Source organism: Aminobacter niigataensis (genome assembly GCF_014200015.1).
Lineage (GTDB): Bacteria > Pseudomonadota > Alphaproteobacteria > Rhizobiales > Rhizobiaceae > Aminobacter > Aminobacter niigataensis.
On sequence record NZ_JACHOT010000004.1, the window covers coordinates 269,927 to 288,040 of the forward strand.

An 18,114-nucleotide genomic window follows, 5' to 3' on the forward strand; every position below is an offset into this window, starting at 1 on the left:
CTGGGCTGCTATGTGTATGTTTGCGGCAATCCATACACATAGGTGTGTCATGCGCACGAATATCGATATCGATGACCGCTTGATGAAGAAGGCCATGAAGGCCACTGGCCAGTCGACCAAGAAAGCCACCGTCGAGGCCGCCTTGCGCCAAGTGGTCGCGATTTCGGAGCAGGTGGCTGCTCTCGAGGCTATGCGAGGCATGGGTTGGGACGGCGATCTCGATGCCATGCGCAACGATTGGACACCCGATACCGACTGGGGCCTTGAAGACAGGAAATGATCGTCGTCGATACCTCGGTCTGGATTTTCGCCCTACGCGATGTGCAGCGCGAGAGTGTTGCCAAGCTCCACCGGGCAACGGCGCAGGGCAAAATTCTGCTCGGCGACATGGTGTTGCTCGAAGTCTTGCGCGGCGTCCGTGACGACCGGCATGCAACCTTTTTTGAAACCCATTTGCGGAAGTACCCCATCGTGCCGATGATGGACGATCGGCTGGCGGTAGCGGCCGCGGCCAACTATCGCCATCTGCGGGCGCGCGGCATCACCATCAGGGCGCTTGCCGATCTAATCATCGCCACCTTCTGCATCGAGCACGGTCATATGCTTTTGCACGACGACCGCGACTTCCTTCCGATGGCCGAGTACCTCGGCCTCCGACTCGCTTGAGCCGCACGCCTGTCGCCAGCAGCGCATTCACGCGCGCTTCAGCGCAGTCACCTCGATCTCGATCTTCATCTCGGGCTTGTTGAGCTGGCAGACGATCATCGTCGCCGCGGGACGAATGTCGCCGAAGGTCTCGCCGAGGATCGGGAACACCAGGTCCACATAGGCCTGGTCGGTGATGTAGTAGTGCGCGCGCACCACGTCGGCCATGTCGAAGCCGCCGTCTTTCAGCGCCTTGGCGATGGTCGCCAGGCAGTTGCGGGTCTGCGCCTCGACGCTCTCCGGCATGGTCATGGTGGCATAGTCGTAGCCTGTGGTGCCTGAGACGAAGCACCAGTCGCCCTGGACCACCGCGCGCGAATAGCCGGCGGTCTTCTCGAAGGGCGATCCTGTCGAAATCAGTTTTCGCATGGCTTTTCTCACTCTCCCTGTACAAGCGACTTGGTCATGGCGTCCTTCATCTCTGCCGGCCACTCGGCTAATGCCGGCCAGGTGCTGGGCTCGGACGCATCGCCCTGTTTGGCGAAGTAGAGCTTCTTGCCCGCAGTATCGACGCCGATGAAGGAATCGTTGATGCCGCAGGCATGGGGAACGCAGCCGGTGGCGAAGACCAGGCCCGAGGCTGTCTTTTCGGGTCCGCTCGACACCGAAAGGCCGAGCGCCACGCCCTCGAGCTGGTCGCCCAGCATGGCGCTTGCGGCCTGATAGAGCTCGGCGTTGTCGAAAAAGTCTACGGGGTAGGCGATGTTCTCGATCTTGAGGTCGGCCCAGGTCGTGCCGGGCTGCGGCGTGAACGCTAGCTCTCCGGCTACGGTCAGCCCATCGTCAAGCGACCACTTGCGTACGGGCGCCTGGGTGCCGGGCAGCAGGTAGGGCACGAAATAGAGCGTGTCGCTCGTCACAGCCGCAGGCGGGGTGCCGCATTCGCCGTCGCCGACGACGGTCGACTGGATGCCGGCGCCGGTCTTCCAGGCGAGCACGGTCTCCGGGCCGCAGGCATTGCCGCCATCGCCGAGCGCGAAGATTGCCACCTTGGTGCCGCTGACCTCGACCGTGCGATCGTGGAAGGCGACGTAGTTCCTGGCGATTTCCTTGCCGTCGTAGGCGACGATCTTTTCGCCTTCGGCGTTCTCGGCGATGGTGAAGTTGCCGCCTTCGAAGGCGATCGTCTGCGGGCCGTCGTCCTGGGCCAGCGCCGCGGTCGAGGCGGTCAACGCCAGCGCGAAAGCTGCAACGAGGGCGGAAGATTTCATGGTCTGCTCCTAGAGATCGACATGCGAAGTCACGGAGCGGCCGATGTCCGTGCGCGCTCCGAATCCCGAGGTGCGACCATGGCATGGCGCGGCAGGCCAGTCAGCCGGAGCCGATTGTTCCAGCAAAAAGCCCCGCCGCGATTTCAATCGGGACGGGGCTTCGAGACATTCCAGCCTTAAGGCGTCGAGGGCTCAGGCCCAGGGGCGGTTCTCGGCAGCCTTCTTCTCGTAGCTGTCGATCGACGAAGCCTTCTCCATGGTCAGGCCGATGTCGTCGAGGCCGTTGAGCAGGCAATGGCGGCGGAAGTCGTCGAGGTCGAACTTGACCACGCCGCCGTCGGGGCCGCGGATTTCCTTGACTTCGAGATCGACCGACACGGTGGCGTTGGCGCCGCGCGAGGCGTCGTCCATCAGCTTGTCCAGGTCTTCCTGGCTGACGGTGATGGGCAGGATGCCGTTCTTGAAGCAGTTGTTGTAGAAGATGTCGGCGAACGACGTCGAGATGACGCAGCGGATGCCGAAGTCGAGCAGCGCCCAGGGCGCGTGCTCACGCGACGAGCCGCAGCCGAAATTGTCGCCGGCAACCAGGATCTGTGCCTTGCGGTAGGCCGGCTTGTTGAGCACGAAATCGGGGTTCTCCGAGCCGTCCTCATTGAAGCGCATTTCGGCGAAAAGCCCGGTGCCAAGGCCAGTGCGCTTGATCGTCTTGAGATAATCCTTGGGGATGATCATGTCGGTGTCGACGTTGACGATCGGCAGGGGGGCGGCGACGCCCGTGAGCTTGGTGAATTTTTCCATGGCTTTTGCCCGTCTGGCTGTTGCGGGGATTTTGGCTTGCCCCGCTTTACACAAGCTTGGCCGGGAATCAAAGCGTTTCGACGCTGGGGAAAGCCAGGACGCCTCACCGATATGGCGACGCGTCCCCACTGGCGTTGGCTACTGCGCCGGCGTCACGCCGTAGACGCGGGCGATGTCGTCGAGCAACAGGTTGGCGGCGATCGCGCCGCCGGCCGTGTTCCACACCGCATCGTCAACCGCCACGGCCTTGCCGGCCTTCACCACCGGCAGGTTCTGCCACAGCGGCTCGGCCAGCCATTCTTCCGACTGTTTGCTCGCCTTGCCGTTGCCGGTTTCGTAGACGAAGTAGAACAGGCGGTCGCCGTCGAACTCGGGAATGCGTTCCTTGGTCACGTCGTCGGCGAAGCCCGGCTTGTCCTGCACCGCAGGCCGCGAGATGCCGATCTGGTCGAAGATCATGCCGGGGAAGGTGTCCTTGTAGTAGATGCGGGTCAGGCCGGGCATGAAGCGGATCAGCGACACCTTCTCGGCCTTCTTGTCGCCGAGCGCCTCGCCGAGCTTGGTCGCCTTGTCATCGAAGGCCTTGAGCTGCACGTCGCTTTCGGCCTTCTTGCCGAGCGCATCGGCATAAAGCGCGAAGTTCACCTTCCAGTCGCCGCGCAGGCGCTCCGACATGACGGTCGGCGCAATCGCCGAGAGCTGGTCGTAGATCTTCTCCTGGCGCGTCTTGTTGCCGATGATGAGGTCGGGCTGCAGGCCGGCGATCAGCTCGAGGTTGACGGCCGATTCCTCGCCCACCACCTCGACGCCCTCCATCTTGCCGGCGATGTGCCTATACCAGGGCGAGCCGGTCCAGGAGCGCACGGCGCCCACCGGCTTGAGGCCGAGTGCCAGCACCGCCTCGGTGCCCTCGTTGGTCAGCACTACGATGCGCTGGGGGTTCTCGGGCACGTCGGTCACGCCCATGGCGTGCTTGACCTCGTGGGCGAAGGCCGGGTTGAGGCCAAAAGCGACGAGCGCCGCACCGAGAATGGCTTTGACGAAGAGCTTCATGGCAAAAGGCTCCAAACTTGACGAGGGCGGGAAGGTTTGGCAAAGGGTCAGATCAAACCCTGACTGTCAAGTTCATATTAAGGCTGCCACGTGCCCCTCGCTTCGTCGACCACGAGCATCCGAGCGGATCCGCGTATCGGGCACCGGTCGCTCTTCGCCGGGCTTGCGCTGCTCCTGCTCGGGCTGATGTATCTCAGCCTGGCGCTCGGCTACCGGCTCTATTCGCCCGAGGAGATCTGGACGGCGCTCACCGCCTTCGACGGCAGCGAGACCGACGTGGTGATCCGTGACCTGCGGCTGCCCCGGGCGCTGATGGCGCCCATGGTCGGTGCGGCGCTCGGCATTGCCGGCGTCATCGTGCAGACGCTGTCGCGCAACCGCATCGCCTCGCCCGACACGCTTGGCCTCAACGCAGGTGCTGCCTTTGCCGTCGTCATGGCGAGCGGGCTGTTTGGCGTTGTTTCGCTGCCGGGCCTGTCGCTGGCGGCAGCAGTCGGGGCGCTGCTGACCAGTTTCGTCGTCTTCGGCCTGGCCGCCGCGGCCGGCGGCATCTCGCCGCTCAGGATCGTGCTTGTCGGCGTCACCTTCGCCGGCCTGTTCGACAGCTTCGTCAATGTCGTGCTCACTGTGAACGAAACGATGCTCGACCAGCTGCTGTTCTGGCTGGCCGGCTCATTCGCCGACCGCAAGCTTGGCCTCGCCCTCAATGGGCTGCCCTTCGTGGTCGTGGGAGCCGCGCTGGCGGCGTCGCTGGCCCGCCCGCTCGACATCCTCCAGACCGACGATTCGACGGCACGCGGTCTCGGCGTGCCGCTCGGCGTCGTCAGGGGGCTGGCCTTCCTTGCGGTTGCGCTGCTTAGCGGTGCGGCCGTCGCCATGGCCGGTCCCGTCATGTTCGTTGGCCTTGTCGTGCCGCATGCGGCGCGCGCCCTGGTCGGGCTCGGCCACAGGCTGCAGATTGCCGCCGCCGCGATGGTCGGCGCGCTCTACACCACGCTCGCCGACATCGTCGCCCGCTTCGTCATCTATCCGCGAGAGGCGCCCGTGGGCGCGGTCACGGCCATCGTCGGCGGCCTGCTGCTGCTGGTCCTGCTCAGGAGGCGCGCCGCATGAGCCCGCTCGCCCCACGCCTATCGCCGGCATTGGCCCGCATCAGCCGCCGCGCCTGGATCGCAGTTGCCGTCATTGCCGCCGTCGCGGCGGCCCTGGCGCTCTGCGGCATCGGCTTCGGCTCGACCTGGATCGATCCGCGTCGCATCGTCGAAATCCTGTTCGGAGAGGGCACGCGCGGCGAACGTGTCGTCGTGCTGCAGCTGCGCGCGCCGCGTGTCGCCATCGCCATACTCGCCGGCGGCGCCATGGCGGTATCAGGCTATCTGCTGCAGAAGGTGACGCGCAACGAGCTGGCCTCGCCCGGCGTGCTCGGCGTCATCGGCGGTGCCGGCCTCGGCGTCGTCATCTTCCTGGCGCTGCTTTCCGACGAGAGCAATGCGCTTGTCACCTCGATCGTCTGGCAGCCGGTGGCGGCGATGGTCGGCGCCAGCGTGGCGATTGCGGCGGTCTTCCTGCTTTCCGGCCAGCAGGCCTCGTCGGCGGTGCGGCTTTTGCTGTTCGGCATCGCCGTCGGTGCCGTCGCCAAGGCGGCGACACTGATCCTGATGATCGTCGGGCCGATCTACCGCACGACCCAGGCAAGCCGCTGGCTCGCCGGTGCGGTCAATGAGATCAACTGGGGCGAGGTCCAGGTCGTGGCCATCGGCCTCGCCATCGCCATGGTCGGCGTCTTCGCCGTGGCGCGCCGCCTGCCGCCCACCGACCTCGACGAGGTCTCGGCGCGTGGCATCGGCCTCAACCTGCCGGTCTTCCGCATCCTGGTCTTCGCGCTTGCCTCGGCGCTGACCGCACTTGCCGTCGCCTTCGCCGGCGGTGTCGGCTTCATCGGGCTGATGGCGCCGCATCTCGCCCGGCTGATCGTCGGCCGGCCGGTCATCCCGGGCATCGTCGCGAGCTTCCTTTTGGGCGCGATCATGCTCGTCGGTGCCGACCTCATCGTGCGCGTGCTATTTGCGCCGACCGAAGTGCCCGCCGGCACGGTCACCGCAGTCATCGGCACGCCCTATTTCCTCTACCTCGTGCTGCGCAGGGGGAGCACCAATGGATAAAGCGATCACCGTCGCCGCCCTTACCGTCGCCTATGGCGCGGCGACGGCTCTTTCAGCCATCGACCTCGAGATTCCCAAGGGCAAGGTTACCGTGCTCGCCGGCCCCAACGGCTGCGGCAAGTCCACGCTCTTGCGCGCCATCCGTCGGCTGCACCAGCCGAAATCGGGCGAGGTGCGGCTCGGCGACCTGCCGATATCAGGGCTCAAGGAAAAGGAACTGGCCCGTCATATCGGCCTCCTGGCGCAGAACCCGTCGGCGCCCGACGACATGAGCGTCGAGGAGCTGGTCCGGCTCGGGCGCTACCCTCACCAGTCGATGCTGCAGCCGTGGAGCGCCGCCGATGGCGAGGCCATCCAGGCGGCGATGTTCGGTACCGGGGTGTCGCACCTCGCCGACCGCCGGCTCGGCTCGCTGTCGGGCGGCCAGTTGCAGCGCGTCTGGATCGCCATGGTGCTGGCTCAGGAGACCGACATCATCTGCCTCGACGAGCCGGTCAACCATCTCGACATGGCCCACCAGATCGATTGCCTCGACCTGGTCAGGCGTCTCAACCAGGAGCACGGCCGCACGGTGGTGCTGGTGCTGCACGACCTCAACCTCGCCGCCCGCTACGCCGACCGGCTGGTCTTCCTGAAAGACGGCAGCGTCGTCGCCGAGGGCGCGCCGGCCGAGCTGATGAGCGAGGAATTGATCGAGGATGTGTTCGGCATCTCCTGCCGCGTCATCACCGACCCGGTGCACGAGCGTCCGCTGTGCATTCCGATCCGCAATTCGTCGCCACGCTTCCGGGCCGACACGGCGGCCTGATCCGCCCATGTAAAAACGGCCGCGGATCGGATGATCCACGGCCTTAACTTTCAGCGTGAACGAGAAGACATCAGGCGCGTGCGAGCGCCATCACGCCGGTCTCGGTGCCGGTCAGGCGGCGCGAGCGGCCGTCGGCGCCGACCACCATCTGGATGCGCCGGCGTTCCGACGAGAACAGCTTCGAGGTCGACACGTCCACCGGCGGATTGAAGGCGACGGTGACGCGCCAGAGGTCCGGCTTGATCGTCTCTTCGAGGCCGATGACGCGGCCCTGCGCAGGGTTGCCGTTGAAAGTGCCGGCGACGTTTTCGCCGACGGCAAAGGGCACGACAGCCTTGGGCTCGTCGGCCTTCGCCGACACCGGGGTCGCCGCCGGACGCGCAGCAAGCGTGTTCCAGTCGCGGACGCCTTCCTGGCGGGCGACGAGTTCCAGCGCCTTGGCGTGGCTGACGGCGATGCCTTCGCTGGCCAGCGCATCGCGCAGCCTGCGGGCATTGTTCTTGTAGTCGTTGGTCTGACCTGTGGTCATGGGTTCGCTCCTTCGCGATGCGCGAACGGCGTGGTTGAAGGTCGGGAGCCCGCATTGCCGCTTCGGCCGTCGCATCGACAGGGAAACGAACTTTTCGAGGGAAGCTTCACCAGGCCTTGCGGCTGCGGGCGGCAGGGGCTTCCCGCCCTTGACCGCCCTCAGATAGGGAGTAGACGGCGCGACGTCAACGGTCGCGCCGGCGCCGACGCTCAGGCTGCCTTGTCCCAGGTTGGAGCAAGGCCTGCCGGGCTGACGATACGTCCGCCGGAAGCGGAGCGCGCGTGGATCGCCGCCATCTCCTCGGCCGAAAGCTCGAAGTCGAAGATGGCGAAGTTTTCCGGCAGCCGCTTCAGTGTCGAGGTCTTCGACAGCGCGACCACGCCATCCTGCTGCACCAGCCAGCGCAGCACCACCTGCGCCGCCGTCTTGCCGTAGCGCGAACCGATGTCCTTCAACACAGGGTCGGACAGCACCTTGCCGTCGGCCATGGCGTAGTAGGCCGTCACCGACATGCCGAGCCGGCGCGCCGTCTCCAGCACCTTGGTCTGGTCGAGATAGGGGTGGTACTCGACCTGATTGGTGACGATGGGTGCAGCGCTCAGCTGGACAGCCTCGGCCATCAGCGCGGTGTTATAGTTGCTGACGCCGATGTGCCGCACCTTGCCGGCCTGCCGGACCTCGTTCAGTGCGCCGATCTGCTCGGCCAGCGGTACCGCGTCGTTCGGCCAGTGCAGGAGCAGAAGGTCGACATGGTCGGTTCGAAGCTTCTTCAGACTGTCTTCGACCGACGTCACGAAATCGGCGTGACGAAACTTGTCGACCCAGACCTTGGTGGTCAGGAAGATATCGGCGCGGGCGGCGCCAGATTTCTGGATGGCCTCACCGACCTCAGCCTCGTTGCCGTAGATCTGGGCGGTGTCGATGTGGCGGAAGCCGAGCTTGATGGCCTCGGGCACCACTTCGAGCACTTCCTTGCCAGGCATGCGGAAGGTGCCGAAGCCGAGGGCGGGGATCGTCGCGCCATTGGCGTTCACGAAGTTCATGGAATTCTCCTTGTGGGGGCTTGTTGGGGAGGCTTGGGCGGATGGGCTCCGCCTTTAGTTAGGTCTCGGGTGCAGCCGATCAATCATCCTAAGCCGGCTGGCATACCGGTTCGTCGCGACGGTCGAGTGCGCCGCTCCACACGGTCAGGACAAATGCGCCGGCCACCAGCAGGGCACCGACCCAGGGCGTGGCGCCGAGGCCGAGCGGCGAGGCGACCACCAGGCCGCCGATCCAGGCGCCTAGCGCGATGCCGAGGTTGAAGGCGGCGATGTTGAGCGCCGAGGCGACGTCGACCGCACCGGGGCGATGCTCCTTGGCCAGCTGCACGACATAGAGCTGCAGCCCGGGCACATTGGCGAAGGACAGGAAGCCGAGGCCGGCCAGCGTCACCATTGTCCAGGCAGGCGAGACGGCGGTGAAGGAAAACACCAGCAGTACCGCAGCTTGAAGCGCAAACAGCACGGTCAGCGCCTTGACCGGGTTGCGGTCGGCGATGCGGCCGCCGGCGATGTTGCCGGCTGCGATCGCCAGCCCGTAGAGCACCAGCAGCAGGCTGACGCTCGAGGCCGAGAAGCCGGTGACGGTCTCGAGGATCGAGGCGAGGTAGGTGAAGGCGACGAAGGTGCCGCCATAGCCGAGCGCGGTCATGGCAAAGACCAGCAGCAGCCGGCCGGAGCCGAGCACCCTGGCCTGGTCGAGCAGGCTCGACGGGGCGGCCTTCTTCAGCGTCGACGGCAGCAGCGCGGCGATGCCGGCGAAGGCGATGACGCCGAGCGCCGAGACGCCCCAGAAGGTGGCGCGCCAGCCGAAGGTCTGGCCGATGAAGGTGCCGAGCGGCACGCCGGTGACGATTGCCACCGTCAGGCCCATGAACATCATGGCAATCGCAGAGGCGCGGCGGTTTTCCGGTACCAGGTCGGCGGCGATCGTCGCGCCGACCGAGAAGAACACGCCATGGGCGAAGGCCGACAGCACGCGCGCCACCAGCAGCATTTCGTAGCTCGGGCTCAGCGCCGCTGCCGTGTTGCCGATGACGAACAGTGCCATCAGGCCGAGCAGCAGCGGCTTGCGCTCGATCCTGCCGGTCAGTGCTGTCAGCACCGGCGCGCCGAAGGTCACGCCGAGGGCGTAGACGCTGACGATCAGGCCGGCCAGCGGCAAGGTGATCTGGAGGTCATGCGCCACCGTCGGCAACAGCCCGACGATGACGAATTCGGTGGTTCCGATCGCGTAGGCCGCGATGGTCAGTGCGAATATGGCCAGAGGCATGGCAAAACCATTCCCGCCCGCTGAGCGCGGGCGCAGTTGAGGCGAGTTCCGCTCGCCGGTTGATCCTTGCCGGCAATATGGGGCAAAGCCACTTGCGCAATAATCCGCTATGATGGACGAATGCTTGTGAAACAAATTCACAAGAGGCGAGCCATGGACAACCGCGCCGGCGAGATGGACGTGTTCGTGCGGGCCGCGGGCCTCGGCAGCTTTTCTGCCGCTGGGCGCCAACTCGGCCTGTCGCCCTCGGCGGTCAGCAAGCTCATCACCCGCATCGAGGACAGGCTGGGGACGAGGCTGCTGGTGCGCTCAACGCGTGCGCTGCAATTGACGCCCGAGGGCGAGGTCTATCTCGAACGCGCGCAGCGCATCCTGGGCGATATCGAGGAGGCGGAGCGAGTGGTGACGTCGGGCGGCTCGGCCGTGCCGCGCGGCCCGCTCAGGGTCAGCGCCTCCGTCGCCTTCGGCGCCAGCCACGTCGTGCCGCACATGGCCGAATTTCTGGCGCTCTATCCCGAGATCGAGCTCGACCTGTCGCTGACCGACAGTGTTATCGACCTCTACCAGGAGCGCGCCGACGTCGCGATCCGCTCGGGCAAGCTGCGCGATTCCTCGCTCATGGCGCGCAAGATTCTCGAAATCCGCCGTGTCGTCGTCGCCTCGCCCGCCTATCTCGAACGCCACGGCGTGCCACAGGTGCCGGCCGACCTCGTCGGCCACAACTGCCTGCGCTTCAACTTCCTCTCCAGCCGCGACGAATGGATTTTCCGCGACCCCGAGACGGGCGAAAATTTCGCCCAGCGCATCAATGGCAACCTGCTCGCCAACAACGGTCCGAGCCTGCGGCGGCTCTGCCTCGACGGCGTCGGGTTGATCCGCACCGGGCGTTTCCAGGTCGAGGCCGACATCGATGCCGGTATGCTGGTGCCGGTGCTCGAAGCCTACAATCCCGAGGACATCGAGATGATCCACGCGGTCTTTGCCGGCCACGGCCATCTCGCCGCACGCGTCCGGGCCTTCATCGATTTCCTGGCCGAAAAGGCGCGCGGCGGATGACGCCATTGTTTCGGCCGATATGCGTACTACCTTCAACCTGTGTGGATTCTCGCACCGGAAGACCTGTCGATGCCGAGTAAAGCGAGTTCGAAACTGGCAACCCTGGTGGCGGCGGGCATATTGCTTGCCGGTGCTGTGCCGGCGCTTGCCATCGACCTGCCGGGGCAGCCGGACCGCAACCAGCTGGCGCGCGAGGGCCGCTTCAACGAGCTGCAGATCCTGCAGAGCCGCCAGAACCGCATCGAATTCCAGCGCGAGCAGCAACGCTTCCGCGAACAGGACCGCCAGATCGTGGTGCCGCAGATCCAGCGACCCGAGGTGCCGATGGTCAGGCAGAGCTGCCAGATCCGGCTGTTCGGCAATATCTATCGTCGCGTCTGCCGCTGAACGTTCATCCGCCCTCATCCTGAGCCTGTCGAAGGATGGCCTGTCAAAGAACGTGCGCCCGCGCCCGCCCTACTTCGCTGCGACCTGTTCCGCCAGGACGTCGTCCAGCCGGTCGTAGCCCGCCTCGACACCCTTGGCCATGCCGATGGCGATCGCGCCGTCGCGCGCCTCGCGCGAGCTGTAGAGCACGGTGTTGACCGAGATCGTCCGGCCATCCCTCTCCGTCAGCACCAGCGTCGAGCGCGCCTCGCCGTCGGTCCAGTCCATGTCGAACACCTCGACGCTGACGATCCTTTCCGGCCGGAAGATTTCGCGATAGGTGCCGGTCATGCCCATGTCGCGACCGTCCTCGTGGCGCCAGACGAAGCGGTACTTGCCGCCGACCTTCAAGTCGATGTCGCAGACGGCAAACGACCAGCCGTCCGGCCCCGTCATCCAGCGTTTCAGCAGCGCGGGAACGGTCCAGCAGTCGAACACCAGGTCGCGCGGCGCGTCGAAGACGCGGGTCATGGCGATCTCGCGGTCGCTCGGCGTCGTCACTTCCAGCCTGTGCTTCATCGTCGTTCCTCCTGGCCTTGCTGCGTCAGGCCTTGCCCTGGTTGGCCTGCAATTCGGCCAGCAGGGTGTCGAGCAGCTTGAAGTTGCCTTCCCAGACCTTGCGGTAGTCCTCGAGCCAGCCGGTCACTTGAGCCAGCGCCTCGCCCTCGATGCGGCACGGGCGCCGCTGGGCATCGCGGCCGCGCGAGATCAACCCGGCCCGCTCCAGCATCTTCAGGTGTTTGGAAATCGCCGGCTGGCTCATCGCAAATGGCTCGGCCAGTTCCATGACGGAGGCTTCTCCCTGCATCAGCCGTGCAAGGATCGCCCGCCGCGTTGGATCGGCGAGAGCCGTGAATGTGGCGTCGAGGCGTTCGGACGGCGTCATTTCACAACCTTTGTCTATAACAATGTGGTTATGAAGGATAGAGCCGTCTGTCAAGCCTGCGCCGCGAATGACTCATGGGCAGAAGCAGCGTGCCGGCTGAAACCGGCACGCCTCCGGGGGGTCAGGCCGCCTTGCGTGCGGCCTTGGCCCGCACATTCTGGTTCATGCGGAAGAAATTGTCGGGGTCGTACTTCTGCTTCACCTCCAGCAGCCGGGCATAGTTGCTGCCATAGGCCGCTTCGACCCGGTCGGCCTCATCCGCCGGCATGAAGTTGATATAGGCGGTGCCCACCGCCTGCGGCCTCGCCGCTTCGTAGATGTCGCGGGCCCAGTCGATGCAGGCATTGTCCATGTTCGCCTCGCGCCAGCGTGCATGCACGTTCATGACGAAATGCGAGTTGCGCTGCGGGAAGGCGGTGGCATCCGTCGCCACCCGCCCGGCGGCGCCGCCGACATGGCCGATGAAGATCTCGCATTCCGGCCCGGGCAGGTTCCTGATCGCGCCGTCGAGAATGTCGATGGTCTCGTCGGCCAGTTCGATGAAGTCGTGGCTCTTCCAGTAGTTGCGCGCGCCGGGCTGGAGCAGGGGGTCGAAGGCCGCCTGCCAGCCGGTGAACGGGTTCGGGCCGACCACGTCGACGATCGGCTTGCCGATGCCGCGCAGGGCAGCCGTTGCCTTCTCGCCGGCTTCGAGATCGCCGCTATAGCACATGGCCAGCACCAGCACCTCCTTGCCATGCCAGTCCGCTGGCAGGAACGGCAGCGGCGGTGCCTGCCTCGCCACGGCCCAGCAGGTCAGTTCGTCGGGCGCGTCCTCAAGCGCTGCGCGATATTCCGCGAGCACATGCCTGGCGTCGTCGAAGGGATGCACGACCAGCCCCGCCAACACCTGCGGCCCGAGCTTGTGCAGCTTGAACTCGAACGCCGTCACGACGCCGAAATTACCGCCGCCGCCGCGCAGTGCCCAGAACAGGTCCGGATGCTCGGCCGTGCTCGCCCGCACCAGTTCGCCGTCGGCGGTCACCACGTCGGCCGAAAGCAGGTTGTCGATGGTCAGGCCGAGCTTGCGGGTCGTCCAGCCGAAACCGCCGCCGAGCGTCAGCCCTGCGATGCCGGTGGTCGAGTTGATGCCGGTGGGTACCGCGAGGCCGAACGCCTGGGTTTCCTTGTCGAGGTCGGCGAGCGTGCAGCCGGGCTCTACCCAGACGCGCCGTGCGACACGGTCGACGCGCACCGATTTCATCTTGCTGAGATCGATCATCAGCCCGCCGTCGCAGACCGCACTGCCGGCGATGTTGTGGCCGCCGCCGCGCACGGCGACGAGCAGCTTGTTGTCGCGTGCGAAGTTGATCGTGGCGATGACGTCGGCAGCACCGGCGCAGCGCACGATGAGGCCGGGCCGGCGGTCGATCATGGCATTCCAGATGGTACGGGCCTCGTCATAGCCAGCATCGCCGGCATTGAGGACTTCCCCGCGCAGGCTGGCAGCAAAGGCGTCAAGCGTCGTGGCACTGACCATCGCCATGCCGCCATCCAGCGTCGTGAGGCTCAAGTCGTTCATGGTGCATTCCTCCCATGGAGTGACACCTCCTCTTCCGTCGCGGCCGTGGATTGTGCGCCTCCGGGAACGGTTCAACAAGCGACGTCCGTTAAAAGTGACGGATGCGACACGTCGCCGGGCGGATGTCGTCGCCTCGCCTTGCCGTTTCCGCCTCGCTCGCCGTAAAGTCGAGAATCACAGACTGGCTGCTTCGGCTCGCGGCGCACATTCGGAGGCCATGCAACGATGGGGGCTAGGGACAGCGACATCGACCCAGGGGCCGCGCAAGGGCAGGTCCGCCCGCAGAGGCTCAAGACCAGGCAGCGGAAATGGCGGATTCTCGGCTGGGCGGGCACCGCAGCACTGGTCTCCGCAAGCCTCCTCGCCTCCGAACGCGCGCTTGCCGCCGACGACCGCATGCTGCTGCTCGACCATGATGGCCTGATGATCCGGATGCATCTTCAGGCCGGCCTGAACGTGGTGACCGAACACAATGTGTTCTGGAACTATTCAGATACATTCGCACCGTCGGCCGGGTTCAATGCCAATCCGACCTGGCTCGAAGGCTACATTTTGCCCGGCCTCAGCTTCACCCAGGACCTGGGCGGGTTGGTGGCCTATGGCAAGGTCTCGGCCGTTGCTTCGGGTACGCTCGGCATTGATGCCTACGCAACCGGAAACACTGGCCGCGTCACGCTGGAAGAGGGCTACCTCGGCTTGCGCTCGGACGAAAAGAGCGATCCGTCCTTCGATCTCTCGGTCGGTCCCCGCACATTCAAGGCCGGCACCGGCATGCTGCTCGCCAATGGCGGGTCGAGCGGCTTCGACCGCGGCGCGCTCAAGCTCGGCCCGCGCAAGGCCTGGGAAATGGCTTCGATCGGCAGTTTTGGCTTCGACGATTTCACCGCCACGGCATTCTATCTCGATGCCAACGAGCTGAACGAAAGCGACACCCAGACCAGGATCGTCGGCGGCGATTTCCGCTACGATGGCGAGTCCGACACCTTTGCCGGCATGACCTTCGGCCATGTGCTGCAATCCGACTCGCCCTACCCACAGGCCGCGCCCGGCGGCATCGGGGTGCCGACGCTGGTTGCCAATGGCCGCGACGGGCTGAACTTCGTCAATGTCTACGGCCGCGCCATGCCGTTCGGCGACAGTTTCGAGAATTTGTTCGTCGCCGGCGATTTCGCCTACCAATGGAACGACCGCATCGACATGCGGGCATGGGGCGGCCGCGTCCAGGTCGGCTACACCTTCGCCGAATACTCGTGGGCACCGACGATCGCTTATTCCTACCAGACATTCTCCGGCGACGATCCGTCGACGTCGCGTCTGGAGCGCTTCGACCCGCTTTACTACGAGGGCAGCCCGAGTTCCTGGTCGACAGGCTCGAAGTCGTCGATGGTGTTCATCAATTCCAACGTCAACGCCCACCAGCTCAGCCTGCGCGTCACGCCGACCGAGCGCGACACGCTGACCCTGCGCTACGCCTATATCAGCGCCAACGAACTGCGCAGCCCGATCCAGTTCGGCCAGGGCACGCATCTCGAGATCATCAACGGCGTGCCCAATCCGGTCGCCGGCGTCTCCGCCAAGCATCTGTCGGACGACTTTTTCATCGAATACAACCGCGTGCTGAATCCCAACACCTATTTCACCGCCGGGTTCAGCGTTTCATTTCCCGGTCCCGGAGCCGACTCCGTCGTCAGTTTCGATGCACCGGTGTGGACAGGAGCCTTCGCCAATGTCGTCGTCAATTTCTGAAGCTGGGTTGGATGCAGTCAGGGGCGGTTTCGCGGGCGCTGCGCTGGTCGCGGCAATGTTTGCCGTGGCAACCCCGTCGATCTCTTGGGCACAGGAGGCAAAAGTGCTGTCAGCCGCAGAGTCCGATCCCGTCAAGCTCGGCTGGATGGTCGGTTCTCCGCCGCCGGCGGATAAGATCATCCGCTTCACCGATCCCGACTATTTCAGCTTTCCCAAGATGCGCTGGACGGTGTGCCATTTCCGCCAGCTGATGCCGACGGTCAATGTCAGCCGTGGGCTCGGCGCGCCGGCGCCGCTCGAACGCGCGTTGGACGAGACCATCGACGCGGTGAAGTTCACCCCGCTCGGCGGCGACGCCGAGATGACGTGGGAGCAGTCGCTGGCCGCCAACTACACCGACGGCATCGTCGTCACGCATGACGGCAAGATCGTCTACGAGCGCTATTTCGGCTGCCTCGACGATGCCGGCCAGCACGGCGCCATGTCGGTCACCAAGTCGCTCACCGGCCTGATGGGCGAGATGCTGGTGGCCGAAGGCAAGCTCGACGAAAACGCCAAGGTGGCATCAGTCGTGCCCGAACTCGCCAAGAGCGCCTTTGGCGACGCAACCGTCAGGCAGGTGCTCGAGATGACCACCGGCCTGCGCTACAGCGAGGATTATGCCGATCCCAACGCCGACGTCTGGGTCTATTCGGCTGCCGGCAGCCCGCTGCCCAAGCCGGAAGGCTACACTGGCCCGCGCAGCTATTTCGAATACCTGCAGACGGTGCGCAAGGAAGGCGAGCACGGCACGGCCTTCGGCTACAAGACCATCAACACCGACGCCCTCGGCTGGATCATCGCGCGTGTCTCGGGCCAATCGGTCGCCCAGTTCATGTCGGATCGGATCTGGAGCAAAATGGGCGCCGAGCAGGACGCCTACTACACCGTCGATTCCACCGGCACGCCCTTTGCCGGCGGCGGCTTCAACGCCGGCCTGCGCGACATGGCGCGGCTCGGCCAGATCCTGCTCGACGACGGCGCTTTCAACGGCCAGCAACTGGTACCGGCAGCGGCGATCGCCCGCATCCGCGCCGGCGGCGACAAGGCGGCGTTCGAAAAGGCCGGTTATCAGCTACTCAAGGGTTGGAGCTATCGCGGCATGTGGTGGATCACCAACAACGACCACGGCGCCTACATGGCGCGCGGCGTGCATGGCCAGGCGCTCTACATCGACCCCAAGGCGCGCGTCGTCATCGCCCGCTTCTCGTCGCACCCCACCGCCGGCAATGCCGCCAACGACCCGACCTCGCTGCCGGCCTACGAAGCGGTGGCCAAGCATCTGATGAAGTGAGCTCGTGCCGGGTCGGCGCTCCGTCGTCGACCTCCCACGACTGACTAAGCCAGCAGCGCCACGTCCAGCTGCGCTAGCCGATCCGGATCGGCGATGGCGTCGATGCCAACGATCCTGTCGCCGTCGAGCTTGAGGGCCAGCACGACGCGCAGCTTGCCCATCGGCGCGATCAGCAGGCCGATCGAGCCGTCGACCAGTGCCGGGCGGGCGACCTGGGCGCGACCCTTGAAGTTCTGCGCCACCGCCTGCGCCCCGCGCAGCTCGGCGGCCGAGCCCAGCCGGGCCGCCGCGGCGTCGGCGCGGAACACCACGTCGGGGTCGAGCACGGCCAGCAGGCCGGCGAAGTTGCCGCCGCGCGATGCCGCAAGGAACGCGTCCACCACCTCTCGCTGCCGCATCCGGTCGGGTGCGTCGGCCTCGTCGCTGCCCTTCACGCGCCGCCGGGCGCGGCTGGCCAGCTGCCGCGCGGCAACCGGCGTGCGCTCGACGATGGGGGCGATGTCGTCGAAAGACAGGTCGAACATGTCATGCAGCACGAACGCGATGCGCTCGGCCGGTGCCAGCCGCTCCAGCACCACCAGCAGCGCCAGCCCGACGGCGTCGGCCATCGCCAGTTCGCGCTCGGGGTCGATGCCGGCGGTATCGTCGGCGACCTCGTCCGGCCCTTCGACGTCCAGCGGGTCCTCGCGCCGCGATTTGCGCTGGCGCAGCATGTCCAGGCATACGCGGGCCACGACAGTGGTCAGCCAGCCGCCGAGATTGTCGATGTCGCCGGCGCCGGTCCGCGCCAGCCTCAGCCAGGTCTCCTGCACGGCGTCCTCGGCCTCGCTGGCCGAACCCAGCATGCGGTAGGCCACGGCGCGCAAATGCCCGCGATTGGCGGCAAATCGCTCGCTCAGAAAATTTTCGTCGTTCATCTGTCACGTCTCCTCTTCGGCATGCGTCATTGCGATGACGAACGAAACCTGGCCGATGTGACAGAGACCCGTCACGTGGCCGGCGGCGTCACCATCGACCGCACCCGACCGCGAAAGGAAGCGAAAAATGCAAGCCCGCATGAACAACCCAGCCCTCGTCTTGCCCGAAGCCCTGAAGGCGCTGCAGGCGCTCAACAAGGCGACCGAAATCGACAGCCTGCCCGAGGTGACGCGCATGCTGATCCACCTGCGCGCCAGCCAGATCAATGGTTGCAGCGTCTGCGTCCACATGCACTCGCTCGAACTGAGGAAGGCCGGCCAGAAGGACGAGCGCATCTTCGCCGTCGCCGCCTGGCGCGACACGCCGTGGTTCAGTGAGGCCGAGCGCGCAGCGCTGGCGCTTACTGAGGCCGTCACCCGCGTCAGCGACAAGGCCGACCCGGTGCCCGACGACGTTTGGACCGATGCCGCGCGCCACTATGACGAAAAGACGCTATCGGCGCTGATCCTCTCGATCGGCCTGATCAATGTCTGGAACCGGCTCAACGCCGCCGTCCGCCAGGTCGCGGGCGCTGCCTGGAACTGAGCTTCGCCGCGCTCTCCCCTCATC

22 protein-coding genes are annotated in these 18,114 nt (G+C 65.8%); 10 read left to right on the top strand and 12 right to left on the bottom strand.

The features are described from left to right. Window positions 1-49: 49 nt before the first annotated feature. Window positions 50-280, top strand: coding sequence for a type II toxin-antitoxin system VapB family antitoxin (locus tag GGQ99_RS16485; RefSeq protein ID WP_108606202.1), 231 nt, complete (start codon window positions 50-52; stop codon window positions 278-280). Beyond that, the gene (gene vapC, locus GGQ99_RS16490; protein ID WP_183263369.1) at window positions 277-666 is read left to right on the top strand and encodes a type II toxin-antitoxin system VapC family toxin; all 390 of its coding nucleotides are present in this window, start codon (window positions 277-279) and stop codon (window positions 664-666) included. Before GGQ99_RS16485 ends, vapC begins: the two co-directional genes overlap by 4 nt. Before the next feature lie 27 nt (window positions 667-693). On the opposite strand, the gene GGQ99_RS16495 is transcribed toward vapC, so the two are convergent. The 4 genes from GGQ99_RS16495 to GGQ99_RS16510 all read right to left on the bottom strand — a co-directional run bounded on the left by GGQ99_RS16495 (window position 694) and on the right by GGQ99_RS16510 (window position 3,767). Next, window positions 694-1,074 (bottom strand): RidA family protein, encoded by a 381-nt coding sequence (locus GGQ99_RS16495; RefSeq protein ID WP_183263370.1) that lies wholly within the window; start codon window positions 1,072-1,074, stop codon window positions 694-696. Between the two features lie 8 nt (window positions 1,075-1,082). Then, a complete protein-coding gene (locus GGQ99_RS16500) occupies window positions 1,083-1,916 on the bottom strand; it encodes a hypothetical protein (RefSeq protein ID WP_183263371.1) in 834 nt (277 codons plus the stop codon). 192 nt (window positions 1,917-2,108) lie between these two features. Then, window positions 2,109-2,714 (bottom strand): 3-isopropylmalate dehydratase small subunit, encoded by a 606-nt coding sequence (gene leuD, locus GGQ99_RS16505; protein WP_108606205.1) that lies wholly within the window; start codon window positions 2,712-2,714, stop codon window positions 2,109-2,111. A gap of 138 nt (window positions 2,715-2,852) precedes the next feature. Beyond that, window positions 2,853-3,767: an ABC transporter substrate-binding protein gene (locus GGQ99_RS16510; protein ID WP_183263372.1), complete on the bottom strand. Its 915-nt coding sequence runs from the start codon at window positions 3,765-3,767 to the stop codon at window positions 2,853-2,855. Window positions 3,768-3,857: 90 nt separating this feature from the next. Between GGQ99_RS16510 and GGQ99_RS16515 the strand changes: the two genes are divergently transcribed. The 3 genes from GGQ99_RS16515 to GGQ99_RS16525 are packed head-to-tail and all read left to right on the top strand — an operon-like array spanning window position 3,858 to window position 6,737. After that, a complete protein-coding gene (locus tag GGQ99_RS16515) occupies window positions 3,858-4,880 on the top strand; it encodes a FecCD family ABC transporter permease (RefSeq protein WP_343061747.1) in 1,023 nt (340 codons plus the stop codon). After that, a complete protein-coding gene (locus tag GGQ99_RS16520) occupies window positions 4,877-5,929 on the top strand; it encodes a FecCD family ABC transporter permease (RefSeq protein ID WP_183263373.1) in 1,053 nt (350 codons plus the stop codon). The genes GGQ99_RS16515 and GGQ99_RS16520 overlap by 4 nt, the downstream gene beginning before the upstream one ends. Then, entirely contained in the window at window positions 5,922-6,737 is an 816-nt protein-coding gene (locus GGQ99_RS16525) for an ABC transporter ATP-binding protein (RefSeq protein ID WP_183263374.1), read from the top strand. Before GGQ99_RS16520 ends, GGQ99_RS16525 begins: the two co-directional genes overlap by 8 nt. Before the next feature lie 70 nt (window positions 6,738-6,807). On the opposite strand, the gene GGQ99_RS16530 is transcribed toward GGQ99_RS16525, so the two are convergent. From GGQ99_RS16530 to GGQ99_RS16540, 3 genes are all read right to left on the bottom strand, one after another. Beyond that, on the bottom strand, window positions 6,808-7,266 hold the full coding sequence (locus GGQ99_RS16530; RefSeq protein ID WP_183263375.1) for a glyoxalase superfamily protein: 459 nt from the start codon (window positions 7,264-7,266) through the stop codon (window positions 6,808-6,810). Window positions 7,267-7,475: 209 nt separating this feature from the next. After that, on the bottom strand, window positions 7,476-8,309 hold the full coding sequence (locus GGQ99_RS16535; protein WP_183263376.1) for an aldo/keto reductase: 834 nt from the start codon (window positions 8,307-8,309) through the stop codon (window positions 7,476-7,478). Between the two features lie 88 nt (window positions 8,310-8,397). Then, a complete protein-coding gene (locus tag GGQ99_RS16540; protein ID WP_183263377.1) occupies window positions 8,398-9,579 on the bottom strand; it encodes an MFS transporter in 1,182 nt (393 codons plus the stop codon). Between the two features lie 153 nt (window positions 9,580-9,732). Between GGQ99_RS16540 and GGQ99_RS16545 the strand changes: the two genes are divergently transcribed. Both GGQ99_RS16545 and GGQ99_RS16550 read left to right on the top strand, forming a co-directional pair. After that, complete coding sequence (locus GGQ99_RS16545; RefSeq protein WP_183263378.1) at window positions 9,733-10,635, top strand: LysR family transcriptional regulator; 903 nt, start codon at window positions 9,733-9,735, stop codon at window positions 10,633-10,635. A gap of 69 nt (window positions 10,636-10,704) precedes the next feature. Then, window positions 10,705-11,022: a hypothetical protein gene (locus tag GGQ99_RS16550; protein WP_246389614.1), complete on the top strand. Its 318-nt coding sequence runs from the start codon at window positions 10,705-10,707 to the stop codon at window positions 11,020-11,022. Window positions 11,023-11,091: 69 nt separating this feature from the next. Here GGQ99_RS16550 and GGQ99_RS16555 read toward each other — a convergent pair whose 3' ends face one another. The 3 genes from GGQ99_RS16555 to GGQ99_RS16565 form a co-directional block, all read right to left on the bottom strand. Then, window positions 11,092-11,580: an SRPBCC family protein gene (locus GGQ99_RS16555; RefSeq protein WP_108606213.1), complete on the bottom strand. Its 489-nt coding sequence runs from the start codon at window positions 11,578-11,580 to the stop codon at window positions 11,092-11,094. 25 nt (window positions 11,581-11,605) lie between these two features. Next, window positions 11,606-11,947 carry an ArsR/SmtB family transcription factor gene (locus GGQ99_RS16560; RefSeq protein ID WP_108606214.1) on the bottom strand — a complete coding sequence of 114 codons (342 nt, stop codon included), beginning with the start codon at window positions 11,945-11,947 and terminating at the stop codon, window positions 11,606-11,608. A gap of 121 nt (window positions 11,948-12,068) precedes the next feature. Next, entirely contained in the window at window positions 12,069-13,508 is a 1,440-nt protein-coding gene (locus tag GGQ99_RS16565) for an FAD-binding oxidoreductase (protein ID WP_183263379.1), read from the bottom strand. A 225-nt stretch (window positions 13,509-13,733) separates the two neighbouring features. Here GGQ99_RS16565 and GGQ99_RS16570 point away from each other — a divergent pair, with 225 nt between their 5' ends. After that, complete coding sequence (locus GGQ99_RS16570) at window positions 13,734-15,254, top strand: alginate export family protein (protein WP_246389615.1); 1,521 nt, start codon at window positions 13,734-13,736, stop codon at window positions 15,252-15,254. 55 nt (window positions 15,255-15,309) lie between these two features. Next, on the top strand, window positions 15,310-16,587 hold the full coding sequence (locus GGQ99_RS16575) for a serine hydrolase domain-containing protein (RefSeq protein ID WP_183263496.1): 1,278 nt from the start codon (window positions 15,310-15,312) through the stop codon (window positions 16,585-16,587). A 44-nt stretch (window positions 16,588-16,631) separates the two neighbouring features. Here the strand turns inward: GGQ99_RS16575 and GGQ99_RS16580 are convergent, their stop codons facing one another. Next, entirely contained in the window at window positions 16,632-17,504 is an 873-nt protein-coding gene (locus GGQ99_RS16580) for a sigma-70 family RNA polymerase sigma factor (RefSeq protein WP_183263380.1), read from the bottom strand. A 3-nt stretch (window positions 17,505-17,507) separates the two neighbouring features. Then, a complete protein-coding gene (locus GGQ99_RS16585) occupies window positions 17,508-17,645 on the bottom strand; it encodes a hypothetical protein (RefSeq protein ID WP_159091564.1) in 138 nt (45 codons plus the stop codon). On the opposite strand from GGQ99_RS16585, the gene GGQ99_RS16590 reads away from it, so the two are divergent. After that, a complete protein-coding gene (locus GGQ99_RS16590; RefSeq protein ID WP_108606218.1) occupies window positions 17,632-18,090 on the top strand; it encodes a carboxymuconolactone decarboxylase family protein in 459 nt (152 codons plus the stop codon). The two genes, GGQ99_RS16585 and GGQ99_RS16590, sit on opposite strands and share 14 nt — an antisense overlap. The last annotated feature ends 24 nt before the right edge of the window (window positions 18,091-18,114 follow it).

Bases quoted from the DNA above. Each gene is read 5' to 3' on its own strand.
- GGQ99_RS16485 (WP_108606202.1), top strand. From the start codon at position 50: ATGCGCACGAATATCGATATCGATGACCGCTTGATGAAGAAGGCCATG.
- vapC (WP_183263369.1), top strand. From the start codon at position 277: ATGATCGTCGTCGATACCTCGGTCTGGATTTTCGCCCTACGCGATGTG.
- GGQ99_RS16495 (WP_183263370.1), bottom strand. From the start codon at position 1,074: ATGCGAAAACTGATTTCGACAGGATCGCCCTTCGAGAAGACCGCCGGC.
- GGQ99_RS16500 (WP_183263371.1), bottom strand. From the start codon at position 1,916: ATGAAATCTTCCGCCCTCGTTGCAGCTTTCGCGCTGGCGTTGACCGCC.
- leuD (WP_108606205.1), bottom strand. From the start codon at position 2,714: ATGGAAAAATTCACCAAGCTCACGGGCGTCGCCGCCCCCCTGCCGATC.
- GGQ99_RS16510 (WP_183263372.1), bottom strand. From the start codon at position 3,767: ATGAAGCTCTTCGTCAAAGCCATTCTCGGTGCGGCGCTCGTCGCTTTT.
- GGQ99_RS16520 (WP_183263373.1), top strand. From the start codon at position 4,877: ATGAGCCCGCTCGCCCCACGCCTATCGCCGGCATTGGCCCGCATCAGC.
- GGQ99_RS16525 (WP_183263374.1), top strand. From the start codon at position 5,922: ATGGATAAAGCGATCACCGTCGCCGCCCTTACCGTCGCCTATGGCGCG.
- GGQ99_RS16530 (WP_183263375.1), bottom strand. From the start codon at position 7,266: ATGACCACAGGTCAGACCAACGACTACAAGAACAATGCCCGCAGGCTG.
- GGQ99_RS16535 (WP_183263376.1), bottom strand. From the start codon at position 8,309: ATGAACTTCGTGAACGCCAATGGCGCGACGATCCCCGCCCTCGGCTTC.
- GGQ99_RS16540 (WP_183263377.1), bottom strand. From the start codon at position 9,579: ATGCCTCTGGCCATATTCGCACTGACCATCGCGGCCTACGCGATCGGA.
- GGQ99_RS16545 (WP_183263378.1), top strand. From the start codon at position 9,733: ATGGACAACCGCGCCGGCGAGATGGACGTGTTCGTGCGGGCCGCGGGC.
- GGQ99_RS16550 (WP_246389614.1), top strand. From the start codon at position 10,705: ATGCCGAGTAAAGCGAGTTCGAAACTGGCAACCCTGGTGGCGGCGGGC.
- GGQ99_RS16555 (WP_108606213.1), bottom strand. From the start codon at position 11,580: ATGAAGCACAGGCTGGAAGTGACGACGCCGAGCGACCGCGAGATCGCC.
- GGQ99_RS16560 (WP_108606214.1), bottom strand. From the start codon at position 11,947: ATGACGCCGTCCGAACGCCTCGACGCCACATTCACGGCTCTCGCCGAT.
- GGQ99_RS16565 (WP_183263379.1), bottom strand. From the start codon at position 13,508: ATGAACGACTTGAGCCTCACGACGCTGGATGGCGGCATGGCGATGGTC.
- GGQ99_RS16570 (WP_246389615.1), top strand. From the start codon at position 13,734: ATGGGGGCTAGGGACAGCGACATCGACCCAGGGGCCGCGCAAGGGCAG.
- GGQ99_RS16575 (WP_183263496.1), top strand. From the start codon at position 15,310: ATGTTTGCCGTGGCAACCCCGTCGATCTCTTGGGCACAGGAGGCAAAA.
- GGQ99_RS16580 (WP_183263380.1), bottom strand. From the start codon at position 17,504: ATGAACGACGAAAATTTTCTGAGCGAGCGATTTGCCGCCAATCGCGGG.
- GGQ99_RS16590 (WP_108606218.1), top strand. From the start codon at position 17,632: ATGCAAGCCCGCATGAACAACCCAGCCCTCGTCTTGCCCGAAGCCCTG.
- GGQ99_RS16585 (WP_159091564.1), bottom strand. From the start codon at position 17,645: ATGCGGGCTTGCATTTTTCGCTTCCTTTCGCGGTCGGGTGCGGTCGAT.